At 69.6% G+C, this 26,683-nt stretch carries 18 protein-coding genes; 13 read left to right on the top strand and 5 right to left on the bottom strand.

Annotated features, from left to right (window positions below):
- Positions 1–76: 76 nt before the first annotated feature.
- From IFU30_RS06180 to IFU30_RS06195, 4 genes are all read right to left on the bottom strand, one after another.
- Positions 77–640 (bottom strand): DUF1697 domain-containing protein, encoded by a 564-nt coding sequence (locus tag IFU30_RS06180; RefSeq protein ID WP_192004643.1) that lies wholly within the window; start codon positions 638–640, stop codon positions 77–79.
- A complete protein-coding gene (locus IFU30_RS06185; protein WP_079705233.1) occupies positions 637–1,161 on the bottom strand; it encodes a SprT-like domain-containing protein in 525 nt (174 codons plus the stop codon). Before IFU30_RS06185 ends, IFU30_RS06180 begins: the two co-directional genes overlap by 4 nt.
- A gap of 73 nt (positions 1,162–1,234) precedes the next feature.
- Entirely contained in the window at positions 1,235–2,467 is a 1,233-nt protein-coding gene (locus tag IFU30_RS06190; RefSeq protein ID WP_192004644.1) for a PQQ-dependent sugar dehydrogenase, read from the bottom strand.
- 2 nt (positions 2,468–2,469) lie between these two features.
- Positions 2,470–3,324, bottom strand: a complete 855-nt coding sequence (locus IFU30_RS06195) for a spermidine synthase (RefSeq protein ID WP_192004645.1) — start codon at positions 3,322–3,324, stop codon at positions 2,470–2,472.
- A gap of 56 nt (positions 3,325–3,380) precedes the next feature.
- On the opposite strand from IFU30_RS06195, the gene IFU30_RS06200 reads away from it, so the two are divergent.
- From IFU30_RS06200 to IFU30_RS06225, 6 genes are all read left to right on the top strand, one after another.
- A complete protein-coding gene (locus IFU30_RS06200; protein ID WP_192004646.1) occupies positions 3,381–4,169 on the top strand; it encodes a 5-oxoprolinase subunit PxpA in 789 nt (262 codons plus the stop codon).
- Entirely contained in the window at positions 4,163–4,858 is a 696-nt protein-coding gene (locus tag IFU30_RS20840; RefSeq protein WP_342450812.1) for a 5-oxoprolinase subunit B family protein, read from the top strand. The genes IFU30_RS06200 and IFU30_RS20840 overlap by 7 nt, the downstream gene beginning before the upstream one ends.
- The gene (locus tag IFU30_RS20845; RefSeq protein WP_159877918.1) at positions 4,858–5,724 is read left to right on the top strand and encodes a biotin-dependent carboxyltransferase family protein; all 867 of its coding nucleotides are present in this window, start codon (positions 4,858–4,860) and stop codon (positions 5,722–5,724) included. Before IFU30_RS20840 ends, IFU30_RS20845 begins: the two co-directional genes overlap by 1 nt.
- A gap of 236 nt (positions 5,725–5,960) precedes the next feature.
- Complete coding sequence (gene rpoB / locus IFU30_RS06215) at positions 5,961–9,452, top strand: DNA-directed RNA polymerase subunit beta (RefSeq protein WP_079705237.1); 3,492 nt, start codon at positions 5,961–5,963, stop codon at positions 9,450–9,452.
- Between the two features lie 45 nt (positions 9,453–9,497).
- Positions 9,498–13,379: a DNA-directed RNA polymerase subunit beta' gene (locus tag IFU30_RS06220; RefSeq protein ID WP_192004647.1), complete on the top strand. Its 3,882-nt coding sequence runs from the start codon at positions 9,498–9,500 to the stop codon at positions 13,377–13,379.
- A gap of 172 nt (positions 13,380–13,551) precedes the next feature.
- Positions 13,552–14,319: a hypothetical protein gene (locus IFU30_RS06225; protein ID WP_192004648.1), complete on the top strand. Its 768-nt coding sequence runs from the start codon at positions 13,552–13,554 to the stop codon at positions 14,317–14,319.
- A 14-nt stretch (positions 14,320–14,333) separates the two neighbouring features.
- Here IFU30_RS06225 and IFU30_RS06230 read toward each other — a convergent pair whose 3' ends face one another.
- Entirely contained in the window at positions 14,334–15,329 is a 996-nt protein-coding gene (locus IFU30_RS06230) for an amidase domain-containing protein (RefSeq protein ID WP_192004649.1), read from the bottom strand.
- 259 nt (positions 15,330–15,588) lie between these two features.
- Here IFU30_RS06230 and IFU30_RS06235 point away from each other — a divergent pair, with 259 nt between their 5' ends.
- The 7 genes from IFU30_RS06235 to IFU30_RS06265 all read left to right on the top strand — a co-directional run bounded on the left by IFU30_RS06235 (position 15,589) and on the right by IFU30_RS06265 (position 26,605).
- Positions 15,589–16,623 (top strand): hypothetical protein, encoded by a 1,035-nt coding sequence (locus tag IFU30_RS06235; RefSeq protein ID WP_124768798.1) that lies wholly within the window; start codon positions 15,589–15,591, stop codon positions 16,621–16,623.
- Positions 16,624–16,625: 2 nt separating this feature from the next.
- Positions 16,626–17,114 (top strand): DUF6121 family protein, encoded by a 489-nt coding sequence (locus IFU30_RS06240; protein ID WP_124768799.1) that lies wholly within the window; start codon positions 16,626–16,628, stop codon positions 17,112–17,114.
- A gap of 129 nt (positions 17,115–17,243) precedes the next feature.
- The gene (locus IFU30_RS06245) at positions 17,244–18,572 is read left to right on the top strand and encodes a hypothetical protein (RefSeq protein ID WP_192004650.1); all 1,329 of its coding nucleotides are present in this window, start codon (positions 17,244–17,246) and stop codon (positions 18,570–18,572) included.
- Positions 18,573–18,704: 132 nt separating this feature from the next.
- Positions 18,705–18,983 carry a hypothetical protein gene (locus IFU30_RS06250; protein ID WP_124768801.1) on the top strand — a complete coding sequence of 93 codons (279 nt, stop codon included), beginning with the start codon at positions 18,705–18,707 and terminating at the stop codon, positions 18,981–18,983.
- Positions 18,983–21,376 (top strand): hypothetical protein, encoded by a 2,394-nt coding sequence (locus IFU30_RS06255; protein ID WP_192004651.1) that lies wholly within the window; start codon positions 18,983–18,985, stop codon positions 21,374–21,376. The genes IFU30_RS06250 and IFU30_RS06255 overlap by 1 nt, the downstream gene beginning before the upstream one ends.
- A gap of 7 nt (positions 21,377–21,383) precedes the next feature.
- Positions 21,384–21,992 carry a hypothetical protein gene (locus IFU30_RS06260; protein ID WP_192004652.1) on the top strand — a complete coding sequence of 203 codons (609 nt, stop codon included), beginning with the start codon at positions 21,384–21,386 and terminating at the stop codon, positions 21,990–21,992.
- Between the two features lie 92 nt (positions 21,993–22,084).
- On the top strand, positions 22,085–26,605 hold the full coding sequence (locus IFU30_RS06265) for an FtsK/SpoIIIE domain-containing protein (RefSeq protein WP_192004653.1): 4,521 nt from the start codon (positions 22,085–22,087) through the stop codon (positions 26,603–26,605).
- Positions 26,606–26,683: the final 78 nt, after the last annotated feature.

A 26,683-nucleotide genomic window follows, 5' to 3' on the forward strand; every position in this document is an offset into this window, starting at 1 on the left:
GCTAGCTGATCAATTCAGCGTACGCCACCGTGGAGCGCCTCGCAGGGGCTTGCGCCGGCGCCGCGGAACAGCCTGCTCAGAGGAGCTTGCGCAGCGTCCGCAGGTTGCGCGTGGTGAGGTGCGGCTTGAACCGGGCCTTCGAGGACTCCTTCGCGAAGGCGGTGTCGGTGCTCGACCCCTTCGGAACCTCCCAGTAGAGGACGCCGTCGCCGGATGCGACGCGGTCGGGCTGCTCCCCGGTCTCCGTCGAGAACGCGAGCAGGGCGTCGAGTGAGCCCTGCTCGGAGGAGAACATGACGTACGGCTGGACCTGCTCGGCCTCCGGCCAAGGGTAGGCCTCGATGACGTCGGTGAGTGCGCGCTGATGCGTGAGCACGATCCACGCCTCGTAGCCGAAGGCCTCCGCGAGCGACCGCTCGATGCGCCGTTTCAGCGCACCACGTGCATCGTCCGCGGTCTCGCCAGGCTCGTGCTCGGGGTCGTCGAAGACGACGTTGCCGCTCGCGAGGACGGTGCGGACTCCCGAGAAACCGGCCGATCGGAACACCTCGGCGAGGTCGGCGGAGCGGATCGTGACGCCGCCGACGTTGACCCCGCGCAGGAGTGCGATCCAGCTGGCGGGAACCGCGCCGCCGGTCATGACCCGATGCCTGGCTCAGGCGAGGTGGAGCCGTCGAACGCGGCCGCCCGACGCCGCATGGCCGGCGTGACCTCCCGGTGCACCCAGCTGAGGAGGAAGCGTTCGTCCCACGAGCGCGAGCACTTGCCGCAGGAGGTCGCCCGGCTCGGGCGCCGGTGCCGGTAGAGGACATGGCCCGAGGGGCAGGTGCCGACCCACGGGGCGAGTTCGTCGGCCGTCTGGCCCTCGTGGAGCCGCGAGCCCTCGTAGCCGATCTCCTCGGCGACCTTGCGCCACTTGGGTCCGTGCCCGGCGCGCGCCCCGGCGAGGGCGTGCGCGACCTCGTGGAGCAGGATCTGGTGGATCTCGTCGTCGTCGTAGCGTGCCGCGAGATAGCGCGAGACGGTGATCCGCTTCGTCGTGAAGTTGCACAGGCCGGCGCGTCGCTTGGCGTTGTCGAAGCCGAAGGTCCAGACCGTCGGGTCGAGGTGCAGCACGATGAGCGCCTGTGCCCACGCCGTGACCCGACTGAGTTCTGCCATGCCTGGATGGTACTCCCGGCGACCGACACCGGACCGCAGGTGCGGGATGACCCACCGGTGTGGCGGTGAATCCTCAGCGGGACGCGAGCGGGGCGAGGGGGAGTTCGACGATCCGGTCGTCCTCGGTTCCGGGCGAACCGCGGCCGTCGGTGTTGTTCGTGAGGATCCAGGCGGTCCCCGGCGGGCCAGCCACGACGTCGCGGATCCGTCCGAACTCGCCGACGAGGTAGGGCACCGCGTCGATCACGCCCACGAGCGCGCTGCTCCCCGCCGGGACGTGCACGCCGTCGGTGATGCCGTACAAGCGCTCGCCGCGGAGCGAGGCCATGAAGATCGTGTCGTCGACGATCGCCAGACCGCTCGGGCTCGCGTCCTCCGTGGCCCACTGCGCGACCGGGTCGATCATGCCCTGGGCTCCGGCGATGCCCTCGGCGACCGGCCAGCCGTAGTTGCCACCGGGGGTGATCCGGTTGAGCTCGTCCCAGGTGTTCTGCCCGAACTCGCTCGCCCACAGGCCGCCGTCGCGATCCCACGCGATGCCCTGCGGGTTGCGATGGCCGAGGGAGAAGACGGGCGACCCCGGGAAGGGGTTGTCGCCCGGCACCGCGCCGTCGGGTGTGAGCCGCAGGATCTTCCCGCCGAGGCTGTCCACGTCCTGAGCCAGGCTGCGGTCGCCGGCGTCGCCCGCGGTGGCGTAGAGCATGCCGTCCGGTCCGAACGCGATGCGTCCGCCGTTGTGGTTCCCGGCCCGGGGGATGCCGACGAGGATCTCCTCGACGCCGCCGAGCGCGTACGACCCGGCCGCTCCCGTGAGCGGGAACCGCACGATGCGGTTGTCGGACGACGTCGTCAGGTAGGCGTAGAGCCAGGTTCCCGCGGGCTCCGATCCCGCCGGCGTGAGGACGGCGAGGCCGAGCAGCCCGCCCTCGCCTCCCGCGGCCACCCCGGGGACCACGCCGACCTGCCGCACCGCGCCGCCGCTGACGACCTCGAGGACGTCGCCCGCGTCGCGCTGGCTCACCAGCGTGCTGCCCGAGGCGAGTCGGACCATCGACCAGGGCGCGTCGAGGCCGCCGACGACCGTGGTGGCCTCACCGGTCGGGGCGACCGGTCCGGCGGGGACCGCGGATGTAGGCGTCGACGCGGACGCGCTCGGCGCGGGGGAAGGTGAAAGGGAGGCCGTACCCGGTGATCGTGGCTCCCCGTCGGTGCAGGCCACGAGCGCCAGGGCGGTGGCGGCGAGCAGGGTGGTGAGCGAGGCGGGCGCACGCAGGCCCCGTCGTCGCGGCGTCTGCGTGGTGGCCATGGTCAGCCCTTCGTCTGGAAGATGCCCTGGGCGGGGTTCGGGGAGGGGACGGCGGTCGTGTCCGTGACGACCTGTGCCCCCGCGATGAAGGCGCGCAGCTCGGCGCCCGCCACCGCCTTGGCGGGGTGGGGTCCGGCCGCGAGGAGCCTCGGCAGGAAGTCGAGTGGGAGGGCGGTGTTCGACCCGACGAGGACGACGTTGCCGAAGCGGCGGCCCTTGAGGATCTGCGTCTCCGCGAGGGCGGCGACGTGCGACACGGAGTCGGCGAGCGTCGCGGCCTGTCCGCGGGCGAACGCGAGCCCGCGGCCGTCGGCGACGTTCACGACGATGACGCCGGTCGGCGACAGCAGCTCGACCGCCGAGGCGTAGAACTCCGTGCTCGTGACATGGGCCGGCGTGTTGGCGCCGCTGAAGATGTCGACGACGACGAGGTCGACGGTGCCGCGGAGGCCGGGCGGTAGCTTCGCCACGATCTCGCGGGCGTCGCCGTAGCGGACGCGGATCTGGGCGCGCTTCGACCAGGGGAGGTGCTCGCGCACGAGATCGATGAGTTCGCGCTCGAGTTCGACGACCTGCTGCCGCGAGCCCGGCCTCGTCGCCTCCACGTAGCGGGGGAGGGTGAGCGCGCCGGCACCGAGGTGCACCGCCGTGATCGGCTGACCGGGGTCGGCGATCTCGTCGATGATGTGACCGATCCGCTGGATGTACTCGAAGAAGAGCTCCTCGGGCTGACCGAGGTTGACGTGCGACTGCGGCGTGCCGTCGACCACCAGCTGATAGGTGCCCGGCACGAAGCGGTCGGCCTCGATCCTGGCCAGGTATCCGCTGACGCCGAGTCGTACCTGTGCCTCGTCCATACCCCCACCCTAGACTTTCCCGCAGTGGCGGGAGGCGGAGCGGAAGGAGTGCGGCCGTGGCGCAGGTGGACCTCAACAGCGACCTCGGCGAGGTCTGGCGCGGTGTGCCGACCGCCGACGACGACGCCATGTTCACCCTGATCACGAGCGCGAACGTCGCTTGCGGCTTCCACGCCGGGGACGCCGCATCCATGCGCGATGCCGTCCGCCGCTCGACGGCCCACGGGGTGTCGCTCGGCGCCCACCCGTCCTACCGGGACGAGGCGGGCTTCGGTCGACGCGACCAGGACGTACCGGCCGAGGTGCTCGAGGCCGAGGTCTTGGAGCAGCTCCGCGCCCTGCAGCGCGCGGTCGACGAGGTCGGCGAAGCCGACGGGACCGGCGTGGGGCTCGCCTACGTGAAGCCGCACGGCGCCCTCTACAACCGGATCGCGCACGACCGGGTGCAGGCGCGGGCGGTCGTCCGAGCGGTGGTTGCGGCCGCCGAGGAGCTCGGGCGACCACTTCCCGTGCTCGGGATGCCCGGCTCCGTGATCGAACAGGAGACCCTCGCCGCCGGACTCCGCTTCGTCGCGGAGGCCTTCGTCGACCGCGGCTACCGCTCCGACGGTTCGCTCGTCCCGCGCGACGCGCCCGGGGCATTGGTCACCGATGAGACGGTGGCCGTCCGCCGGGCCGTCTCCCTCGCTCTCGACCAACGCATCACCAGCGTCGACGGTGCCGACGTGGAACTCGACGCGGTCTCGCTCTGCGTGCACGGCGACACCCCGGGGGCCGTGTCGCTCGCCACGGCGGTCAGAGCCGCCCTGCTGGACGCCAGCGTCGAACTGGTCGCGCCGTGGTGACCGCGGACACCTCCACCGGACCCGTGCTCCGAGCGATGGGGGAGGAGGCCGTACTCCTCGAACTCGCATCGCTCGAGGACGTCCTGCTCGTGCACCGGGCGCTCGCCGCTTCACGCCCGGCGGGGTTGGTCGACCTCGTCCCGGCAGCCCGGACCGTGCTCGCCGTGACGGACGCGCGGGGCCCGGCGCTCGCCGCGGTGGGGGCCTGGTTGCTCGCGACCGGGGAACGGGTGCTCGCGCCCGGCGTGGGAGGCTCGACCGGCGCTGTCGACGAGGCGGGGAGACGGTCGGACACCGTCATCCAGGTCCGCTACGACGGCCAGGACCTCGCTGAGACCGCGGCGCTGCTCGGCATGGACGCCGACGGTCTCATCGCCTGGCACACCGGTCGAGCGTGGACCGTCGCCTTCAACGGCTTCGCGCCGGGGTTCGCCTACCTCGTGCCGGAGCGGGAGGACGAGACGATCGGCCCGCCGCTCGAGATCCCGCGTCTGAGCGTGCCGCGGACGACCGTCCCCGCCGGTTCGGTGGCGCTCGCCGGGACGTTCAGCGGCGTCTACCCGCGAGCCTCCCCGGGTGGGTGGCGCATCATCGGGACGACCGACGCCGTGCTGTGGGACGACGCAGTGGATCCACCAGCCCTCCTCGTCCCCGGCGGTCGGGTTCGGTTCGCACAGGTCCCCGCGTGATGGGCGGGACGCTGCTCGTGGAGGCTGCTGGACCGGCGACCACCGTGCAGGACCTGGGTCGACCGGGTGCTGCGGCCCTCGGGGTCAGCCCGTCCGGCGCGCTCGACCGCGGTGCCCTGCGCCTCGCCAACCGTCTCGTCGGCAACCCGGAGGGCCGTGCGGCGCTCGAGGTCGTCCTGGGCCCGTTCGTCGCCGTCCCCGACGTCGACCTCTGGATCGCCGTGACCGGCGCGTGGGGTGCGATCACCGTCGACGGCCGAGCGGTCGACGGACACCACGCCGTCCGCGTGGCGGCCGGTTCCCGGCTCGAACTCGGTGCGGCGACGCACGGGCTGCGGTACGTCCTCGCGGTCCGTGGCGGCTTCGACGGTCCGGAACTGCTCGGCTCGCGGTCGACCGACACCCTGGCCGGCCTCGGCCCGGCACCGGTCGTCGGCGGCGATCGACTCGTCGTCCTCCCCACCCCGCGCCGCCGCATCCCTCCGCTCGACATCGCCCCCTGGACGCGGCCCGACCCCGGGGAGCGGCTCATACGGGTCTCGCCGGGACCCCGCCGGGACTGGTTCGACGCCGCCTCCCTGCAGCGTCTCGTCGAGCAGTCGTGGAGCGTGACGGCCGACGCCGACCGCATCGGGATCCGCCTCGACGGGACGCCGCTCGAGCGACTCGATCCCGGTCGTGAACTGCCGAGTGAGGGCATGGTCGCCGGGGCGGTCCAGGTGCCGCCGAGCGGTCTGCCGACGATCCTGTCGGCCGACCACCCCGTCACCGGCGGGTATCCGGTCATCGCGGTCGTGCGCGCCGCGGACCGAGACCTCCTGGCGCAACTCCGGCCCGGTCAGCGCCTGCGGTTCGGCGCGGGTTGACGGGAACACCGGGGGCGACGCGGCGGTTATACCGGAAAGTGGAAAACTCGTCAAGGAAAGAGTAGACACGCCGCAGATTCCGGCATATAGTTGTTCTTTGCGCTCCCAGAATCTCTATGCCTTCATATTGCGGTCGGCTGGTGTGCGGGTCCAACCCGCCACATGTTCCTTTCTGGTGAGTAACTCCACTGACGACCAGTAACTCGGCCCCCAACAGGCCTCCGGAGGTTATCCCCTTGGCTGCTGCGCGCAACGCAACCACCAACTCACCCAAGAACGGCCGCGGAGCATCCCGCCTCTCGTTCGCGAAGATCACCGACACGCTCACGGTTCCAGACCTCCTGGCTCTGCAGACCGAGAGCTTCGACTGGCTGGTCGGCAACGACGTGTGGAAGGCACGCGTCGAAGAAGCCACCCAGGCCGGCCGACAGGACCTGCCCACGAAGAGCGGCCTCGACGAGATCTTCGAGGAGATCTCGCCCATCGAGGACCTCGGCGAGACGATGCAGCTCTCCTTCGCCAACCCGTACCTCGAGCCCGAGAAGTACTCCATCGACGAGTGCAAGGAACGCGGCAAGACCTACGCGGCCCCGCTCTACGTCGAGGCCGAGTTCATGAACCACCTCACCGGTGAGATCAAGACCCAGACGGTCTTCATGGGCGACTTCCCGCTCATGACCGAGCGCGGTACCTTCATCATCAACGGCACCGAGCGTGTCGTCGTCTCGCAGCTCGTCCGCAGCCCGGGCGTGTACTTCGAGTCGGCTCAGGAGAAGACCTCCGACAAGGACATCTTCTCCGCTCGCGTCATCCCGAGCCGCGGTGCCTGGCTCGAGTTCGAGATCGACAAGCGCGACCAGGTCGGCGTCCGCATCGACCGCAAGCGCAAGCAGTCCGTCACCGTGTTCCTCAAGGCGCTCGGCATGACGAGCGAGGAGATCCTCGAGGAGTTCAAGGGCTACGAGTCGATCGAGCTCACCCTCGAGAAGGACACGATCCTCACCAAGGAGGACGCGCTCCGCGACATCTACCGCAAGCTCCGTCCGGGCGAGCAGGTCGCAGCCGAGGCCGCGCGTGCGCTCCTCGACAACTTCTACTTCAACTCGAAGCGCTACGACCTCGCGAAGGTCGGCCGGTACAAGATCAACAACAAGCTCGGTCTCGACAAGCCGCTCAGCGACTCCGTCCTGACGACCGACGACATCGTCGCCACGATCAAGTACCTCGTCGCCCTGCACCGCGGCACGGCCACCCTCCCGGGTGTCCGCAACGGCAAGCCCGTCGACCTCCGTCTCGACACGGACGACATCGACAACTTCGGCAACCGTCGCATCCGCGCCGTCGGCGAGCTCATCCAGAACCAGGTCCGCACCGGTCTGTCCCGCATGGAGCGCGTCGTCCGCGAGCGCATGACCACGCAGGACATCGAGGCCATCACGCCGCAGACCCTGATCAACGTGCGCCCCGTCGTCGCCGCGATCAAGGAGTTCTTCGGGACCTCGCAGCTGTCGCAGTTCATGGACCAGAACAACCCGCTCGCGGGCCTGACCCACAAGCGTCGCCTCTCGGCGCTCGGCCCCGGTGGTCTGTCGCGTGAGCGTGCAGGCGTCGAGGTGCGAGACGTCCACCCGTCGCACTACGGCCGCATGTGCCCGATCGAGACTCCGGAAGGCCCGAACATCGGCCTGATCGGTTCGCTCGCATCGTTCGCGCGGATCAACTCGTTCGGGTTCATCGAGACCCCGTACCGTCGCGTCGTCGACGGCCGGGTCACCGAGGACATCGACTACCTGACCGCGATGGAAGAGGACAACTACATCGTCGCGCAGGCCAACGCTCCGCTGAAGAGCGACGGCCACTTCCAGGAGGACCGCGTCCTCGCCCGGAAGAAGGGCGGCGAGGTCGACCTCATCCCGTCCGAGGAGATCGGCTACATGGACGTCTCCCCGCGCCAGATGGTGTCGGTCGCGACCTCCCTCATCCCGTTCCTCGAGCACGACGACGCGAACCGCGCACTCATGGGTGCCAACATGCAGCGTCAGGCCGTCCCGCTCCTCATGTCGGACTCGCCGCTCGTCGGTACCGGTATGGAGGGCTACGCAGCCATCGACGCGGGTGACGTCGTCACCGCCGACAAGGCCGGCGTCGTCCAGGAGGTGTCGGCAGAGTCCGTCACCATCCAGCTCGACGAGGGTGGCACGCAGACCTACTACCTGCGCAAGTTCGACCGCTCCAACCAGGGCACGAGCTACAACAACCGCGTCATCGTCTCCGAGGGTGCACGCATCGAGGCCGGCGAGGTCATCGCCGACGGCCCCGCCACGGAGAACGGCGAGCTCGCGCTCGGCAAGAACCTCCTCGTCGCCTTCATGACGTGGGAGGGTCACAACTTCGAGGACGCGATCATCCTCAGCCAGAACCTGGTGAAGGACGACGTCCTCTCCTCGATCCACATCGAGGAGTACGAGGTCGACGCCCGCGACACCAAGCTCGGCAAGGAGGAGATCACCCGTGATCTCCCGAACGTCAGCCCGGAGCTGCTCAAGGACCTCGACGAGCGCGGCATCATCCGCATCGGTGCCGAGGTCCGCCCCGGCGACATCCTCGTCGGCAAGGTCACGCCGAAGGGTGAGACCGAGCTCTCCGCCGAGGAGCGCCTGCTCCGCGCCATCTTCAACGAGAAGAGCCGCGAAGTCCGCGACACCTCGCTGAAGGTTCCCCACGGTGAAGCCGGCACGATCATCGCCGTCAAGGTGTTCGACGCACAGGACGGCGACGACGAGCTCGGCTCGGGCGTCAACCAGCGTGTGGTCGTCTACATCGCCCAGAAGCGCAAGATCACCGAGGGCGACAAGCTCGCCGGCCGTCACGGCAACAAGGGTGTCATCGCGAAGATCCTGCCCGTCGAGGACATGCCGTTCCTCGAGGACGGCACGCCGGTCGACGTCATCCTCAACCCGCTCGGTATCCCCGGTCGAATGAACTTCGGTCAGGTCCTCGAGATCCACCTGGGGTGGATCGCGAAGCAGGGCTGGAACGTCGAGGGCAAGCCCAGCTGGGCCAAGAAGCTCCCGGCTGCCGCGCACTCGGCCGAGCCGAACACCAAGGTCGCGACCCCCGTGTTCGACGGCGCCTCCGAGGAGGAAATCGCCGGTCTGCTCGACTCGACCAACGTCACCCGCGACGGCGACCGCCTCATCGGTTCCTCCGGAAAGGCCCGTCTGTTCGACGGCCGCTCCGGCGAGCCGTTCCCGGCACCGGTCTCGGTCGGCTACATGTACATCCTCAAGCTGCACCACCTCGTGGACGACAAGATCCACGCGCGTTCGACGGGTCCGTACTCGATGATCACGCAGCAGCCGCTCGGTGGTAAGGCTCAGTTCGGTGGACAGCGCTTCGGTGAGATGGAGGTCTGGGCCCTCGAGGCCTATGGAGCCGCGTACGCGCTCCAGGAGCTCCTGACCATCAAGTCCGACGACATCCTCGGCCGCGTCAAGGTGTACGAGGCCATCGTCAAGGGCGAGAACATCCAGGAGCCGGGTATCCCCGAGAGCTTCAAGGTGCTCATCAAGGAGATGCAGTCGCTGTGCTTGAACGTCGAGGTCCTCTCGGCCGACGGCACCGCGGTGAGCCTGCGCGACACCGACGACGACGCGTTCCGCGCCGCCGAGGAGCTCGGGATCAACATTTCCTCCAGGTTCGAGTCGTCGTCCATCGACGAGATCTAAGCCTGACCACTGTAGAGACTGACGAAACCTTTCATAGGAGATACATTGCTCGACGTCACAACTTTTGACGAGCTTCGCATTGGTCTGGCCACCGCAGACGACATCCGTGCCTGGTCGCACGGAGAGGTCAAGAAGCCCGAGACCATCAACTACCGCACCCTCAAGCCCGAGAAGGACGGTCTGTTCGGTGAACAGATCTTCGGTCCTTCCCGCGACTGGGAGTGCGCCTGCGGCAAGTACAAGCGGGTCCGCTTCAAGGGCATCGTGTGCGAGCGCTGCGGTGTCGAGGTCACGAAGTCGTCGGTGCGCCGTGAGCGCATGGGCCACATCGAACTCGCCGCCCCGGTCACGCACATCTGGTACTTCAAGGGTGTCCCGTCGCGCCTCGGCTACCTGCTGGACATGGCGCCCAAGGACCTCGAGAAGGTCATCTACTTCGCGGCCTACATGGTCATCGATGTGGACGAGGACGCACGTCACCAGGACATGCCCGGCCTTGAGAACGAGCTCCGTCTCGAGATCAAGACGCTCGGCGACCAGCGCGACTCGCGCATCGCAGACCGCCTGAAGAAGCTCGAGGACGACCTCGTCGCCCTCGAGGAGGAAGGCGCCAAGAGCGAGCAGAAGCGTCGCACCAAGGACGCCGCTGAGAAGGAGATGAGCCAGACCCGCAAGTCCTACGACGAGCAGATCGCTCACCTCGAGCGCGTCTGGGAGGACTTCCGCAACCTCAAGGTCGGCGACCTCAAGCCCGAGGACTCCGTGTTCCACGAGCTGCAGGACCGCTTCGGCCTGTACTTCGAGGCCTACATGGGTGCCGAGGCGGTCAAGAAGCGCCTGCTGTCCTTCGACCTCGCGGCCGAGTCCGAGCTGCTCCACCACCAGATCGCGGAGGGCAAGGGTCAGAAGAAGATCCGCGCCATCAAGCGTCTGCGCGTGGTCAACTCGTTCCTCATCACCGGCAACTCGCCGGCCGCGATGGTCCTCGACGTGGTCCCGGTCATCCCGCCGGAGCTCCGCCCGATGGTGCAGCTCGACGGTGGCCGCTTCGCGACCTCCGACCTCAACGACCTCTACCGTCGTGTGATCAACCGCAACAACCGTCTGCGTCGTCTGCTCGACCTCGGGGCTCCCGAGATCATCGTCAACAACGAGAAGCGGATGCTGCAGGAGGCCGTCGACGCACTGTTCGACAACGGTCGTCGTGGTCGCCCCGTCACCGGTACCGGCAACCGTGCCCTGAAGTCCCTCAGCGACATGCTGAAGGGGAAGCAGGGTCGATTCCGCCAGAACCTGCTCGGCAAGCGCGTCGACTACTCGGGCCGTTCGGTCATCATCGTCGGCCCGCAGCTGAAGCTGCACCAGTGTGGTCTGCCCAAGCAGATGGCGCTGGAGCTCTTCAAGCCGTTCGTCATCAAGCGCCTGATCGACCTGAGCCACGCTCAGAACATCAAGGCCGCGAAGCGCATGGTCGAGCGCAGCCGTCCCGAGGTCTGGGACGTGCTGGAGGAGATCATCCGCGAGCGTCCCGTGCTGCTGAACCGTGCGCCGACGCTGCACCGTCTCGGCATCCAGGCGTTCGAGCCTCAGCTCGTCGAGGGCAAGGCCATCCAGCTGCACCCGCTCGTCTGCGCCGCGTTCAACGCGGACTTCGACGGTGACCAGATGGCTGTCCACCTCCCGCTCTCCGTCGAGGCCCAGGCCGAGGCGCGCATCCTGATGCTCGCGTCGAACAACATCCTGAAGCCGTCCGACGGCCGCCCGGTCACCCTGCCCACGCAGGACATGATCATCGGCCTCCACCACCTGACCACCCTCAACGAGGGTGTCGAGGGTGAGGGCCGTGCCTTCTCGTCCGTCGCCGAGGCCATCCTCGCGAAGGACCAGGGCTCGCTCGACCTCAACGCCAAGGTGCGCATCCGTCTGACCGACGTGACGTTCGCCGAGGGCACGGGTCCCGAGGGCTACGAGGGCTCGGGTGTCGCACTCGTCGAGACGACCCTCGGTCGCGCACTCTTCAACGAGGCGCTGCCGGCGGACTACCCCTACGTGGAAGACGTGGCGGACAAGGGCAAGCTGTCCTCGATCGTCAACGACCTCGCGGAGCGGTACCCGAAGACGGTCGTCGCCGCCACGCTCGACAACATCAAGGACGCCGGTTTCCACTGGGCGACGCGTTCCGGTGTGACCGTTGCGCTCAGCGACGTCCTGACCCCGCCGAACAAGCGCGAGATCGTGCAGGGCTACGAGAAGCAGGCCGCCAAGGTCCAGAGCCAGTTCGACAAGGGTCTGACCACGGATGCCGAGCGTCGTCAGGAGCTCATCAAGATCTGGACGGAGGCCACCGAGAAGGTCGCCGAGGCCATGCGCGCGAACTTCCCGGCGGACAACACCATCAACCGCATGGTGTCGTCGGGTGCTCGTGGTAACTGGCTGCAGATCCGCAACATCGCGGGTATGCGAGGCCTGGTGAACAACCCGAAGGGTGAGATCATCCCTCGCCCGATCATCTCCTCCTACCGTGAGGGCCTGTCGGTCGCGGAGTACTTCATCGCGACCCACGGTGCTCGTAAGGGTCTGGCCGACACGGCGCTCCGTACCGCCGACTCGGGATACCTCACGCGTCGTCTCGTCGACGTCTCGCAGGATGTCATCATCCGCGAAGACGACTGCGGCACGACCAAGGGTCTCGAGCTCGCGATCGCGAACGCCGACAGCTCGGGTGAGCTCGTGCGCGACCCGAACGTGGAGAACTCCGTGTTCGCCCGTTCGCTGGCCGCTGCCGCGGTCAACCCGAAGGGTGAGGTCGTCGCCGAGGCCGGCGAGGACGTCGGTGACGTGCTCATCGACAAGCTCGTCTCCGCGGGTGTCGAGAACATCAAGGTGCGCTCGGTCCTGACCTGCGAGTCGACCGTCGGTGTGTGTGCAGCCTGCTACGGCCGCTCGCTCGCCACGGGCAAGCTCGTCGACATCGGCGAGGCCGTCGGCATCATCGCGGCCCAGTCGATCGGTGAGCCCGGCACCCAGCTGACGATGCGTACCTTCCACACGGGTGGTTCGGCATCGGCGGACGACATCACGCAGGGTCTGCCCCGCGTGCAGGAGCTGTTCGAGGCTCGTACCCCCAAGGGTGCGACCCCGATCGCCGAGGCCGCCGGTCGCATCACGATCGACGAGAACGACAAGGCTCGTAAGGTCATCCTGACGCCCGACAACGGCGACGAGCCGGTCGTCTACCCGGTGCTGAAGCGTGCGGTCCTCCTCGTCGAGGACGGACAGCACGTCGAGCTCGGTCAGAAGATCCACGTCGGTGCGGTCGACCCCAAGGAGGTCCTGCGCGTGCAGGGCGTCCGCGAGGTCCAGAAGCACCTCGTCGGTGGCGTCCAGGGCGTGTACCGCTCGCAGGGTGTCCCGATCCACGACAAGCACATCGAGGTCATCGTGCGCCAGATGCTGCGGAAGGTGACCGTCGTCGACCACGGCGACACCGACCTGCTGCCCGGTGAGCTCGTCGACCGCCTGCGCTACGCCGAGCTCAACCGCTCGGCCGTGTCGGAGGGTCGTCGCACCGCATCGGCTCGCCAGGAGGTCATGGGTATCACCAAGGCGTCCCTCGCGACCGAGTCGTGGCTGTCGGCCGCTTCCTTCCAGGAGACCACGCGTGTCCTCACGCAGGCCGCCATGGAAGGCAAGAGCGACCCGCTGGTCGGCCTCAAGGAGAACGTCATCATCGGTAAGCTCATCCCGGCCGGTACCGGCCTGGCGCGCTACCGCAACGTGACGGTCGAGGCGACCGAGGAGGCGAAGGCGGAGCGTTACCCGAACCGCATCTTCGGTGAGGACGGCGCGTTCAACGAGTCCGACCTGAGCTTCGTCGACTTCGACAGCTTCAGCTCCGACGACTTCACCCCCGGTAACTACAACTAGGGCTGAACGACTCACCCGGAGGGCCCGTCCCGATCGTTTCTCGATCGGGACGGGCCCTCCGTCGTTCGTTCGCCCATTCCTGGGCGAGTGAATGCCCGTTCGCCTCGGAATGGGCGAACGAATCGGGCATTGGTGAGTTGTGTGGCGGGTCTCTGCACGACATGCTGGTCCGATGAGTGATCAGCCCGAGCAGCCCACCGGCCAGTTCCAGCCGCTGGAGCCGGACGCGACCCCGGTGCAGCCAGACGTCCGCTACGGCGCTCCGGCACCCAAGCGGAAGCGCAATCCGGTCGTGATCGGCTTGAGCGTGCTCGCCGGCGTGCTGGCGATCGCGCTCGTCGTGGTCATCGGGCTCCTGGTCGTCGGCCCAGGCGGGACTCCCGCAGCCGATTCGACCCGCACACCGAGCGGTACGGCGACCCCCGGCTCCACGCCTGATCCGACCATGACGGACGCCGCTGAGTCGCCCGCTGCACCGGCGCGTCCGACCGAATGCACGCAGCTCTTCCCCGCCGGCTACATCGAGTCACTGACCGCTGACGGTTTCCTCGAGTTGAATCCCGCCTGGTCGCAGCCGCTGTTGTCCGAGAGTTTCGGGTCGAACGACGAGGCCCTGGTGGCCTTGCTCACCCCGACGGACCGACTCACGTGTGACCTCACGAAGGCGAGTGGTGCCGGTGAGGTCTTCATTCTCACGAACGTGGCCCAGGTGGAGGGGGACGTCCAAGCGGCGGCGGTGGCCAGGATGTCCGAAGCCGGGTTCACCTGTTCCGAGGAGACCGGCGGGACGATGTGTTTCACGGAACGTGCCGACCCCTCAGGGAACACCGTCGGTGAGCGCCATTTCCTGCGTGACGGCACCTGGGTGGCCACCCGCTGGGCGAATGTCGCCATCACCGGTTGGACGCAGACCATCGTCTCGACGCTGTTCCCCGCCTGACACCGAACAGCGGGCTAGGCGATGCTCCAGTAGTACACGGAGGCGCCGGGGTGGATGACGGTGATCGCCTCGTCGACGGTTCGGTAGTCGGTGTCGTCGGTGTGCCCCGCGTAGTACACCTGGGTGCCGGCGTCCGTGGTCTCGACCTTGGACACGATGCCCGTGTGGTCGCGGTCGCCGCTGTTGTCCCAGTCGAACTGCACGATGTCGCCGACCTTCACCTGGTCGCGCTGGGTGTCGTCGAGGGCGGTGGCGAGCTCGGGGTGCTCCTCGACGTAGTTCATGAAGAACGTCGAGCTGACCCAGGCCTTCGAGAAGTCGAAGTCGTCGCCGGTCCCCTCGGCCCACCAGTCCTCGTCCATCGTCCACCCGCGTTCCAGCAGACTCTGGCTGGCGAAGTTCGCGCAGTCGGTGTCGACCAGTGAGCCGTATTCAGCGAGGTTGTAGTCGTTCCAGTGCGTGAACACGTAGGCCATCTGCGCGTCGACGGGGCTCGTGATGTCGTAGCTGTAGCTCAGCGCATCACCGTCGACCCGGAGATCGTCCGCGTAGACGGCGATGCCGACGTCGGCGGGGGAGAAGCCGGTGGCTGCCGGCACGGCGACGGTCACCTCGGTGCTCGTCGCCGACAGGATCCGGGCTTCCTCCTCGCCGAACACGACGCGGGTCACGCCGTCCACATCGACACCGCTCACGGTCAGGGTGCTCCCGCCTGCGACGGATCCGGTCGTGGCGGAGATCGCGGTGACCGCCGTGGCGTTGACCGTGGAGGCCGGGACCGTGGACGTCGTCCCGTCCAGAGCCTGCGCGGCCGGCTCGGATCCGGTCGCGTCGGAGTGCTGCAGCGCGATCGGGGTGATCACCGCGGTGGCGAGGAGCAGGACGGCTCCGGCAGCGGTACCGGCGACCACGCGTCGCCCGCGCAGGGGGAGGGCGCGGTAGCGAGCGGAGAGCCGACCGAACGGGGAACGGTCGTCGGCGTGACGGGCGTGGGGGAGTTGCTCGGGCATGGGGCCTTTCCGGGGGATGCGCCGTGGGGGCTCGGCGTCGCGGGATCGGCAGTGATCCGACAGATCTGTTAGAACTCCCACTCAACCGCGCGGAGCTGAGGAGACCGTTTCCTCCGGATATGAATCAGACCTGAATCGGGTCGACGGGAGTGAGCGAGTCCCGGCGAGGTTGCCGAGCATCCGTGCCCCGGCTTGCTACCGTGGCGAGCGGAGTGCCGTGAGGGCGCTCCTGAACTGGCTTCCGCCGAAGGAGTACGCGATGAGCACCCAGAACCCCGAGCCCGGATCGCCGACCGACCCGAGCACTCCGGCGGCTGCCCAGACCGCGTCTGGCTCCGCGCGTCCCACGACCGCATCCGAGCAGCCCGCGGCCGAGCGGCCCGTGGCTGAGCGGGACATCCTCTCCGAGGACACCGTGCAGCAGGACACCATCACCACGGCGGACGGCGTCGGCGCGGACCCGGTCGTCGACGACCGTCGGGTCGCAGACCGCGCCGACACGGCCTCGGACGCCGGGGTGCGCGAGACGCGTCCGTACCAGCCGCACACGCCGCAGCGCGCGTACTCGAACATCGACTTCGACGACGACGACACCGCCGGCACCCCGACGTCGACGGCGGCCACCCGGCAGGCCGACACCGGTGCCCACCCGTACCCCGCCGCGGCCTACGAGCCGGTCGCCCGCTCCGGCGCGACCGAGACCGCCACCGCCGCCGAGACCGAACAGCAGCAGGCCTTCCCGCTGTACGTCCAGGCACCCTCCGAGCCGGAGGTCCGCGGCAACCGCGGCTTCGGCATCCTCATCGGTCTCCTCGGCACCATCATCTTCGCCGGCCTCTACGCGGCGGCCGTCGCGGGCCTCCAGCTGGTGCTGGAAGGCGACGGTACGTTCGTCGAGAACCTCATCCAGATCGCCACCAGCTGGCCGTTCCTCATGGCCGCCGCAGGCTTCTTCCTGGCCTGGGTCGTGACCGCGACCATCGTGAACCGTTCCGGCTGGGTGCACTGGGTGCTCGGCGGTTTCATCATCGGCCTGGTCGTCTTCCTCGCGTGGGTCGGCGGGTTCCTGATCCAGGAGCGCGCTTGGACGCTCAGCATCGACGAGATCCTCGCCGAGGTCACCGGAGTCGCCTTCACGTTCGGGCCGGTCCTCGCCTTCGTCGTCGCCCGCGAGATCCCCGTCTGGTTCGGTGGCTGGATCGCCGCCCGCGGCCGCAAGGTGCGCGAGGCGAACCTCGAGGCGCGTGCCGAGTACGAGCGCGTCCTCGAAGCCGGACCGACGACCGCCCGCTGAGCATGACCGGTGACGCGGACGGAGAACGCGGTCCCTGGTGGATCGCCCCGTTCGCAGCGGTCACCTACGTGGCACTCGTCGTCTGCGCCTTCGGGTTCATCAGCCTGCTGGCAGACCTCGACGTCGTGACCGACCCGGACGCCGGCCCACTGACCGGTCCGCTCATGGTCGTGGTCGCAACGATCGTGGTCCTCTGGGGGATCATCCGTGAGACGCGCCGCACCCCGCTGCGCGTCTCGGTCGGCTCCGCGGTCCTCGCAGGGCTCCTCGCCTGGCTCGCGTACGGCGTGAGCGGCGGCGTGTTCGACGCGATCGCCAGCCGGGACGGAGCGGACGCCGCCGCCTTCGCCGTGACGACACTGACCGGGCCGTTCTCGGTCACCGTCGGTGTGCTGGCGCTCGTCATCGTCCTCGCGGCCGCCGCCGTCGCCACGTCGTCGACCGGGCGGCGTCCGACCCCGCGCTGGCCGTGGGAGCACGACGCGCGGTGAGCCGATGCGACGTCCACCCCGGGCCCGCCCGCGCGGTGCGCTGCTCGACCCTCCCCACGAGGGCGACGGCGTAGGCGATAATCGATCCGTTGCCGTCGTCGGCCGACGGCGCTTGGGGAGGAACCACCGATGAGATCACCCGACCTGACCGACACCGGTCTGGATCTCGACCTCGCGGGGACCGCTGACGACGTCGTCGCGCTCGTCCAACGTGCGGTCGCCGCCTCCGGTGAGGATGCGCAGCAGACCAGGCATTACGTCGCGATCGACGGTGGGACGAGCGCGGACATCCGCCTGCGGGTCGTCTCGGTCGACGATCCGGCTCCGCTGCTCGCGTTCGCGATCACGACCGCCCCGTCCGCACGGGGAACGGCCGCCGCGACGTTCATCATGCAGCACGGCGTCCAGAAGCGTCGGCGTCAGCGCTCGTTGCTCGGGCAGGAGCCGTTCCTCGGCTTCCTGCAGGCCCTCGCCGGGCTCGTCTCCGATGCCGATCCCGGCGCGTCCGCAACCTTGCGCGTGCAGGGTGCCCGCACGGTCCTGGCTCCGCGCGCAGCGGTGTCGACCGGAAGCGAGCCGGCCGTCCCCGAGACGGCACCGGCGAGTGCGCCGGTCACAGGGGCACCGGCCATCCAGAGCTGGGTGCCAGCGGCCGTCGAGGAGCAGGCCCCGGTACAGGCGCACCCTGCGGAGATCCCCGCCCAGAACTCCGCCGCGTCGACTCCGGTGTCAGAACCCCCGGTCACGGGAGCATCTTCCGAGCCGTGGACCGAGGCTCAGGCTTCCGAGGTTCCGGCGGCCGAGGTTCCGGCGGCCGAGCCGCATGCCGGCCCGTCTGAACCGGCTCCCGTGGTCGCGTCGGTTGTCGCTGCACCTCCAGCGTCCGCAACTCCCGCATCCCCGCCACAGTTCCGTGAGCCTCCGACGGCCCTCGCCCACACGCACGCTCCCGCGGCGTCGACGTCCTCGGTGCCGCCGGAGCTGCAGATCACCGTCCCGCCCGGCTTGATCGCCGGTGCTCCGGCGGCTCCCCGACCGGCCACGCCCGAACCGGTCCGGCCGACCGACGGCGTCGCGGTCCAGGCGGAGGATGTGGGAGCCACGGTCGTCTCGTCGTCGCTGCGTGCGGGGGACTTCGCCCTCGAGCTCCCCGGCGGCGAGCGGATCCCGCTCAGCGGGCCGGTCCTACTCGGGCGAAACCCCTCGGCGCGGCCGGAACAGCCCGACGCCGAGCTGCGTGCACTCGTCGACCCGCGCATGTCCGTCTCGAAGACGCACACCGCGGTCGTACCCGGTCGGCGATCGCTCCGCGTGACGGATCTGCACTCCACGAACGGCACGACGATCACGGACGCGTCCGGCGCCGTCACCGTGTGCCAACCGGGCGAGGCCTACGTCGTGGAGGCCGGTTCGACGATCGGGATCGGCGAGTTCCCGATCCGGGTGGTCGCGGGCTGACCCACTTCGCGCATGGGGAGTGCTCCCCATCGTCGCGTCGTCCTCGCTCGGTTACGCTGAACGACGTACACGCCGGACCACTGTCCGGTACTGCGGTGCAGACCACCGGTGCCGAGGCTACGAAGGGGAATGATGAGCGAGCAACCACTCGTCGTCGACGGGGACCAGATCCTGGCCGTCGCCGCGCCACTGACACCCAGCGGATCCGGGCTTCCACAGAACGTCCCCCTCGACTTCTCCGGCAGCTGCAGCAGCGCGGTGACGACGGCCGCGGAGAGCTTCGCGATGTGGGTGTCCGTGCACGTCTCCCTCGCCGGCGGAGCGATGGTGGAGGCCGGTCGGGTCGCAAGTGAGACGGTGAGCGTCTGGCAGCAGACGGAAGCGGCGATCGCGGAGGAGGCACAGGGCTGATGGCGAACTGGACTGCAGATGATCCCGGGCGGATCGATTCGGGTGCGCTCGGCACCACCGCGACCACCATCCAGACGACGGAGACGGCCCTGACCGATGCACGCGCCGTTGCGCTCGCCGCGCAGGGCGGGATCACGGACGCGATCTGGACGGGCGACGCCGCGGCCACGTGGGTGTCCTCCCTGTCGACGCCGATGGGGAAGATCGACGCCGTCGTGCCGGAGCTGGCGGCGGTTCGTGCGGCGATCTCGACGTACACGACGACCGTGGACGGCATCAAGTCGCGTGCGGCGACCTACACGGAGATGATCTTCCAGGCCAACATCACCGCGAACCAGCAGTACCTGGACCCCCAGGGCGGCCCCAGCCCACTCGAGCAGGCCCAGCGCGATCAGGTGCACCAGACGGCCGTCTCCGACCGCGCGAGCGCGCAGCGGCTCCTCGACGCGCTGTCCGAGGAACGCGAAGCCGCCGACGCCGCGCTCGTCTCCGCGCTGTCCTCGCCCGGTGGCGACAACTGGGATCGGCAGCAGGCCGCACTCGCCGCGATCGGCATCACCTCGGCCGGCGACCTCACGCCGACCGCGATCGCGCAGGGCATGGCCGAGATGGCCTCCGAGCTCGGCAACGGCACGTTCGAATCCGAACTGGCGACGCAGCTCCAGTCGCTGTGCGCCCTCTACGGCAACGACCCGTCGGTGATGGCGCAGATGAACCTCGCTCTCGGCGGCGAGGACCTCATCTCGCTCATCAGCCGGATCGACGACGCTGGAGCAAACGGCTGGATGGAGGCCGGTGCAGCCCTCCTCCTCGCGCAGTCCGTGCGGAGTGGTCTGTCCGTCGGGTCGCAGCGGTGGACAGACGGGGTGGGGCAGGGGTTCGCCCAGGAGCTGTACAACGGCTCCGCCTCCGTCCACGGTACCGACAGCTGGACGAGCCTTGCGTTCCTCTTCGGCGATGAGCAAGACAGCCCGATCGGCGAGTCGACGACGGTCGGCCTGGCGAACATCGCCGACGAGATGGAACGAGGGTTCCCGGGCGCCAGCGAGGGCCTGTACGGTCCGGGCCAGGGCGTCATGGGCCCGGGCGGGTTCCTGAGTCTCGCCGAGGCCGAGCAGGCCGGGTACGACGTCAACCGGCTCGGTGACTGGACTTCGCGCGTCTTCAGCACCCTCGGGGAGTATCCCGAGGCGGCGATGGACTGGCTGACCTCCACCGAGGATGACCCGTACCGTGACGCCCCCATGTATCCGGACGAGCCGTACGCCTCGGACGACCTGGGTGCGAACCGGATCGAGTACTGGTACGGACGCCGGGACTCGGGCCTCGACGGGTTCGAGGGCGTCCTCGCCCTCTGGGACGGTGCCCAGTCCATCCCGGGCGGGCCGACCGACGGCACCGCGTACAGCCCCGAAGCCTGGGACCGTGCGTCGACCCTCAGCCACGACGTCATCTCGCGGCTCATCGGCGAGCCGCGTGCCACCGAGGACGCCGAGGGCTACGTCGCTGGCAACCCGCACTTCACGAGTGAGAACATCAGCGACTTGGGGAGCGTCAAGCTGGTCGACGCCCTGGCGCCGCAGATCCCGGGGCTCGTCGAGCACCCGATGGTGGGCCAGAACCCGGATGGGGCCTCCGACCCCACGACGTCGATCGATCCGTACGGCGTCGAGGGCGATCCGCGCGTCTACGCCAACCTCTCACCCGAGGCGCTCGCTCGGATCCTCGGGATCGCAGGGAGCAACGCCGGCGGTGCCGAAGCGTTGCAGGCCGTCGTCACCGACTACCAGAACACGGTCCTCGGCGCAGCGGAGCTCGGCCTGTACAGCCCTGTGGACGCGGCCACCCGTGTCTCCATGCTGCAGTCCGTGCTCGACGGCAGCACGGCCGGTGTCGACCTCGGCGAGGCCACGCGTCACGACGAGGCCGTCCAGTCGGCCATCGGTGTCGTCGAGACCGGCGTCGGGATGCTCCCGATCCCGGGGCTCGACAAGCTGGTCGGGACGCTCGGTGACGCGGTCGCCGAGAAAATCGCGAGCGAGGGGATCGGCTACGTGCGCGGGCAGTTGACGGACGCGGCGACCGGCGCGGCCGGCGACGCCTGGGCCGGCTCGCACGACGATCTGCTCACCCAGCTCGAGGACGGCGGTGACGCCCGTCTGCGTGCGACGCAGATCGGTGTCGCCCAGACGCTCATGGAGCTCTCGCCGCCGGAGGGTCTCGTCCCGCCGACCACGAACGACGCCGAGGTCTGGTGGGACTGGGTGCAGGACAACCGGGATGCGCTCGACGACATCATCGACCCGGCTTCCGGGAGCACCCGCACCCTCGCCTCCATCGCCACGAACGCCTCGAACGCCTTCGACGCGTATCAGGCGGATGCGGAGGGTTGATGTGCGGGTGATCGGTCCGGTCGCCCTCGCAACCCTGGTCCTCGGCTCGCTGGTGGCCTGCACGCCGACGGACGACGGACCGGCGCCCATGCCGACGACCGTCTGGACGTCCGCGGCACCGGAGGGTCCCCTCGAAGGCGACCCGTGGGTGGAGACCGTCCGCGCATCCCTGGAGGCGCAGGCGATCGCCGTGAACCGCAACGACTTCTCGCTGGCGTCGCTCACGGAGACGACCTCCTACGACCTGCGGTCGAGGCTCTACAGCGCCGCCCGTGACCAGGTGACCAGCAGTGGGAGCACCGAGATCCTGCCCGGACCACTCCCGTTCGCCCCTGTCGAGGTGACCGGCGTCCCGGAGGACGCGACCGCGTCCGTCCGCGGGTGCGTCGCCGAGCAATGGGCGAGCGAGGGCGGCACCCCGCCGGCCGTGCCCGGTGCGCGCGGAATCGAGTACCGGCTCGCCCAGGAGGACGGGTCCAGGACCGTCACGTCGACGGTCAACGTCCCGGACCTCGACTGCTCGACCGTCGACCCGCCCGTCGCCCTGTTCGACCCCGCACCGGAACCGTCAACCGTCGACGACGTCGAGCGGATCATCCGGCCGACCCGAGACTGATCCGGCCGGTCCGAGATCGAGGCCGGTACCGCTTCCGTCGCTAGGCTGATCGAGGTCGCGTCGAGCGGCCCGCACTTCCAAGGGGATCCTGCATGCGCATCAAGCTGACGTTGACCAGGCCGTCCGGGTCGTCCGCCGACATCGTCGTGACGACGGACGCGGCGGCGAGCATCGCGGAGGTCGCGTCGACCATCGCGCGCGTCGACCCGCAGGGGCCGGACTCCGCGAACGCCGACTTCACGCTGCACGCGCGCTTGCCGGGATCCACCGAGACCTTGCCGCTCCCGCCCGAGGCCCCCATCGGCGAGGCGTGGGTCGGTTCGGGTGCCGTCATCGAGCTCGCCGACGCGGGGGTGTACTACTCCGCGGCGCGCACCGGCCAGGCGCCCGCCGTCGCCGTCGTGCGGGTCCTCTCCGGCGACGACGCCGGCCGTGAGTTCACCCTGCCGGCCGGCAGCTGGACCATCGGACGTGAGGCGAGCTGCGACATCGTCCTCGACGACCCGCTCGTCTCGAAGCGTCACGCACGCCTCGAAGTCGGCGGCGAGATCGAACTCGTCGACCTCGGCGCGGCCAACGGCATCGTCGTCGACGGCGGCATCGTGCCTCGACTCAAGGTCATCGAGCCGGAGCGCGTGCTCATCGGCGACACCGAGGTCGAGATCGGCTTCGCCGGGACCGTCGGTCGCGCGGGTGTCGTCCCGAAGGCCGGGCCGGTGTACTTCAACCGCTCGCCGCGCGTCGAACAGCGCTACGCGGGGGAGACCTTCCCCGCTCCCGAGCCGCCGACCGAGCGCGAGAACCAGCCGTTCCCGCTCCTCGGCATGCTCACGCCCATGCTCCTCGGTGGCGCGATGTACTTCTTCACGAAGAACCCGCTGTCACTGATCTTCATCGCCATGACGCCGCTCATGCTCATCGGCAACTACTTCACCGGTCGCGGGCGCAACAAGCGCAAGCTCAAGCAGCAGATCAAGATCTTCGACGAGCGGCTCGAGTCCCTCGGCAAGCAGCTCGCGGCCGAGCGGGAGATCGAGCACGACGTCCGCATGCGTGAGGCACCGTCCACCTCCGAGGCGCTCAAGCACGCGCTCACACGGGGGCCGCTGCTGTGGACCAGGCGCCCCGAGCACTGGTCCTTCCTGAACCTCCGGCTCGGCGTCGGCACGATGCCGTCGCGCAACGAGGTCTCGGCGAAGGCCCGCGACAGCTTCCTGCCGGAGTTCCAGGAACGACTCGAGAAGCTCAAGGACCAGTACGCGACCGTCGCCGACGTGCCGATCATCGACAACCTCTACGACGCCGGCGCGCTCGGCATCGCCGGTTCACCGCAGACGGCCGGGGGCGCGGTGAACGGCATCCTCGTCCAGCTCACCGCCCTCCACTCGCCGGCCGAGGTCGTCGTCTCGGCGATCGTCTCGCCCGCGTGGTCGAACGCCCTCTCGTGGGTCAAGTGGCTCCCGCACGCGTCCTCGCCGAACAGCCCGCTCGACGTCGGCCACCTCGCCGACAGCGTGTCGAGCGGCAACCTGCTGCTGGCCGCGATCGAGGAGCTCGTCCAGACCCGCCTGCAGGCGGCCCGGGCCGGCGACGCCCGACGCGGAGCCATCTCCGAGAAGCAGGCAGCCCAGGAGCGCGGCGCGGAGATCGGGACGAAGAGTTCCAACGACACCGGCACGAAGTCCCCGATCCCCGCGATCGTCCTGCTCATCTCCGACGACGTCGGCGTCGACCGCGCACGCCTCGTCCAGCTCGCCGAGATCGCGGCGGACGCGGGGGTCTTCCCGATCTGGATCGCCGACGATGTCGTCTCGCTCCCCGCCGCCTGCCGCACCTTCCTGCAGGTCCCGGAGGCCGGGGCCGGCCTCGACGCACCGGCGACGGTCGGCATGGTCCGCCTCGGGTACTCCGTCGACGACGCCCGCCCGGAGTTCGTCGACCCGGTGACTGCCCTCGACTACGCGCGACGTATGGCATCCGTGATCGACGCCGGCGCCCTCGTCGAGGACTCGAGCGACCTCCCGCGGTCGGTGTCGATGGTGACGCTGCTCGGGCCGGAGCTCACGACCTCGAGCGACGCCGTGGTCGACCGCTGGCGGCAGAACTCCTCGATCCACGACCGCACGCCCGGGCTCCCGCCGAAGCCCCGCCGGGCCGGCCAGCTGCGCGCGACCGTCGGATCGGGCGGTGTCGACGCCATGCATCTCGACCTCCGCGCCCAGGGCCCCCACGCCCTCGTGGGCGGGACGACGGGTGCCGGTAAGAGCGAGTTCCTGCAGGCCTGGGTGCTCGGGATGGCGGCCGAGTACAGCCCCGACCGCGTCTCGTTCCTCTTCGTCGACTACAAGGGCGGTTCGGCCTTCGCGGACTGTGTGACGCTCCCGCACTGCGTCGGACTCGTCACCGACCTCAGCCCGCACCTCGTCCGGCGGGCGCTCACGAGCCTCCGCGCCGAGCTGCACTTCCGCGAGCACCTGCTCAACCGGAAGAAGGCCAAGGACCTCCTCGAGCTCGAGAAGCGCGGCGACCCGGACTCGCCGCCCGCCCTCGTCCTCGTCATCGACGAGTTCGCGGCGCTCGTCGGCGAGGTCCCGGAGTTCGTCGACGGCGTCGTCGACATCGCCCAGCGCGGTCGTTCCCTCGGGATCCACCTCATCATGGCGACCCAGCGACCCGCCGGTGTCATCAAGGACAACCTGCGCGCGAACACCAACCTCCGCGTCGCGCTGCGCATGGCCGACGAGTCCGACAGCCAGGACGTGGTCGGCGTCAAGGACGCGGCGCACTTCGACCCGGGTGTCCCCGGCCGCGGCATCGCGAAGACGGGTCCAGGGCGCCTGAGCATCTTCCAGTCCGGCTATGCGGGTGGCTGGACGAGCGACGAGCCGAAGCGCTCAGACATCGAGGTCCGCGAGCTGCGGTTCGGCGGCGAGACGCGCTGGGAGGAGCCCCGCGCGGCCGACGCCGAGGAGGAGCGCGACCTCGGCCCCACCGACCAGCAGCGGCTCGTCGCGAGCATCATCGCCGCAGCCGACCGGGCGTCGATCCCGGCGCCGCGACGGCCCTGGCTCGACGAGCTGGCGCCCGTCTACGACCTCAGCAAGCTCCGTCAGCGGTCCGACGCCGAACTGCTCATCGGTGTCGCCGACCTCCCGGACTCGCAGGAGCAGCGCCCGGTCTACTTCCGGCCGGACGTCGACGGCCACATCGCCGTGTTCGGCACCGGCGGCTCGGGCAAGAGCACCGTCCTGCGGACCCTCGCCACCGCGGCGGGCATCACGCCGCGGGGCGGTCCGGTCGAGGTGTACGGCCTCGACTTCGGCGCGGGCAGCCTCCGCATGCTGGAGGCCTTGCCGCACGTCGGCTCGATCATCCCCGGCGACGACCAGGAGCGCGTCATCCGACTGCTCCGCCGGATCAAGGAGATCGTCGACGAGCGCAGCGTCCGGTACGCCGAGGCGAACGCGTCCTCCATCACCGACTACCGCCGCGTCTCGGGTCGCAACGACGAGCGCCGCATCCTGTTGCTCGTCGACGGCTTCCAGTCCTTCCGGCAGGAGTACGAGACGACGCTCGGCCTGTCCTCGTGGTACACGCTGTTCCAGCAGCTCATCACCGATGGCCGCCAGCTCGGCGTGAACATCGCGTTCTCGGCCGATCGCCCGGGCTCCGTCCCGACGAACATCAGCTCCGGTGTGCAGCGACGCGTGGTGCTGCGCCTCGCGGACGAGACCGGCTACCAGCTCCTCGGCGTGCCGAAGGACATCCTCGGCCCCGAGTCGCCCGCCGGCCGGGCGATCGTCGACGGTCTCGAGGTCCAGGTCGCGATCCTCGGTGGTTCGCCGGTGCTCTCGGACCAGTCGGTCGCGACGGTCCGGCTCGCGGAGGCGATGTCGCGCGCGGGAGCCACGATCACGGCCCCGCCGATCGGCGCGCTGCCGAAGGAGATCGAGGCGCGTGAGCTGCCCGAGCGCGTCGGCGACCGCCCCGTGCTCGGCATCGGCGACGCCGACCTCGCACCGATCGGGTTCGACCCGTCCGGCGCGTTCCTCGTCGGCGGCCCTCCCGGCAGCGGTCGGACGAACGCCGTCGCATCCCTGGTCGGCGCCATGCGACGCTTCGATCCGACGACGCGCTTCGTCTACTTCGGCTCCAAACGCTCGGAGCTGCTGCGGGAGCTGCGTTTCGACGAGTCGGCCGTCACCCCCGAGACGATCGCCGAGCAGGCGAAGGCGCTGTCCGCGGCGATCGCGGCCGAGACGGTGACCGGCCGGACGGTCGTCGTCATCGAGACGCTGTCGGACTACCTCAACGGCATCGCCGACCCGCCGCTCGTGGAGCTCATCAAGGCCATCAAACGCAGCGACCATCTCGTGATCGCCGAGAACGAGGTGTCGGGCTGGTCGTCGTCCTGGCCGCTCATGGGCGAGATCAAGAGCGCCAGGCGGGGCATCCTGCTGCAGCCGGAGCAGATGGAGGGCGACCTCGTCCTCCGGACGACCTTCCCCAGGCTCGCGCGCAAGGACTTCCCGCAGGGGCGCGGAATCTACGCGAACCGCGGTGCGCTGTCGCGCGTGCAGCTGCCGATCGCGCCCGAGTTCCCCGTCTCCTGAGCGGCGTCGTCCCTGGGTGGGGACTGCATGGGGAGTGCTCCCCATGTGCTCCCGCGAGGCGTTGTGGTTACATGATGA

The organism is Plantibacter sp. CFBP 8798, assembly GCF_014841195.1.
Classification (GTDB): domain Bacteria; phylum Actinomycetota; class Actinomycetes; order Actinomycetales; family Microbacteriaceae; genus Plantibacter; species Plantibacter auratus.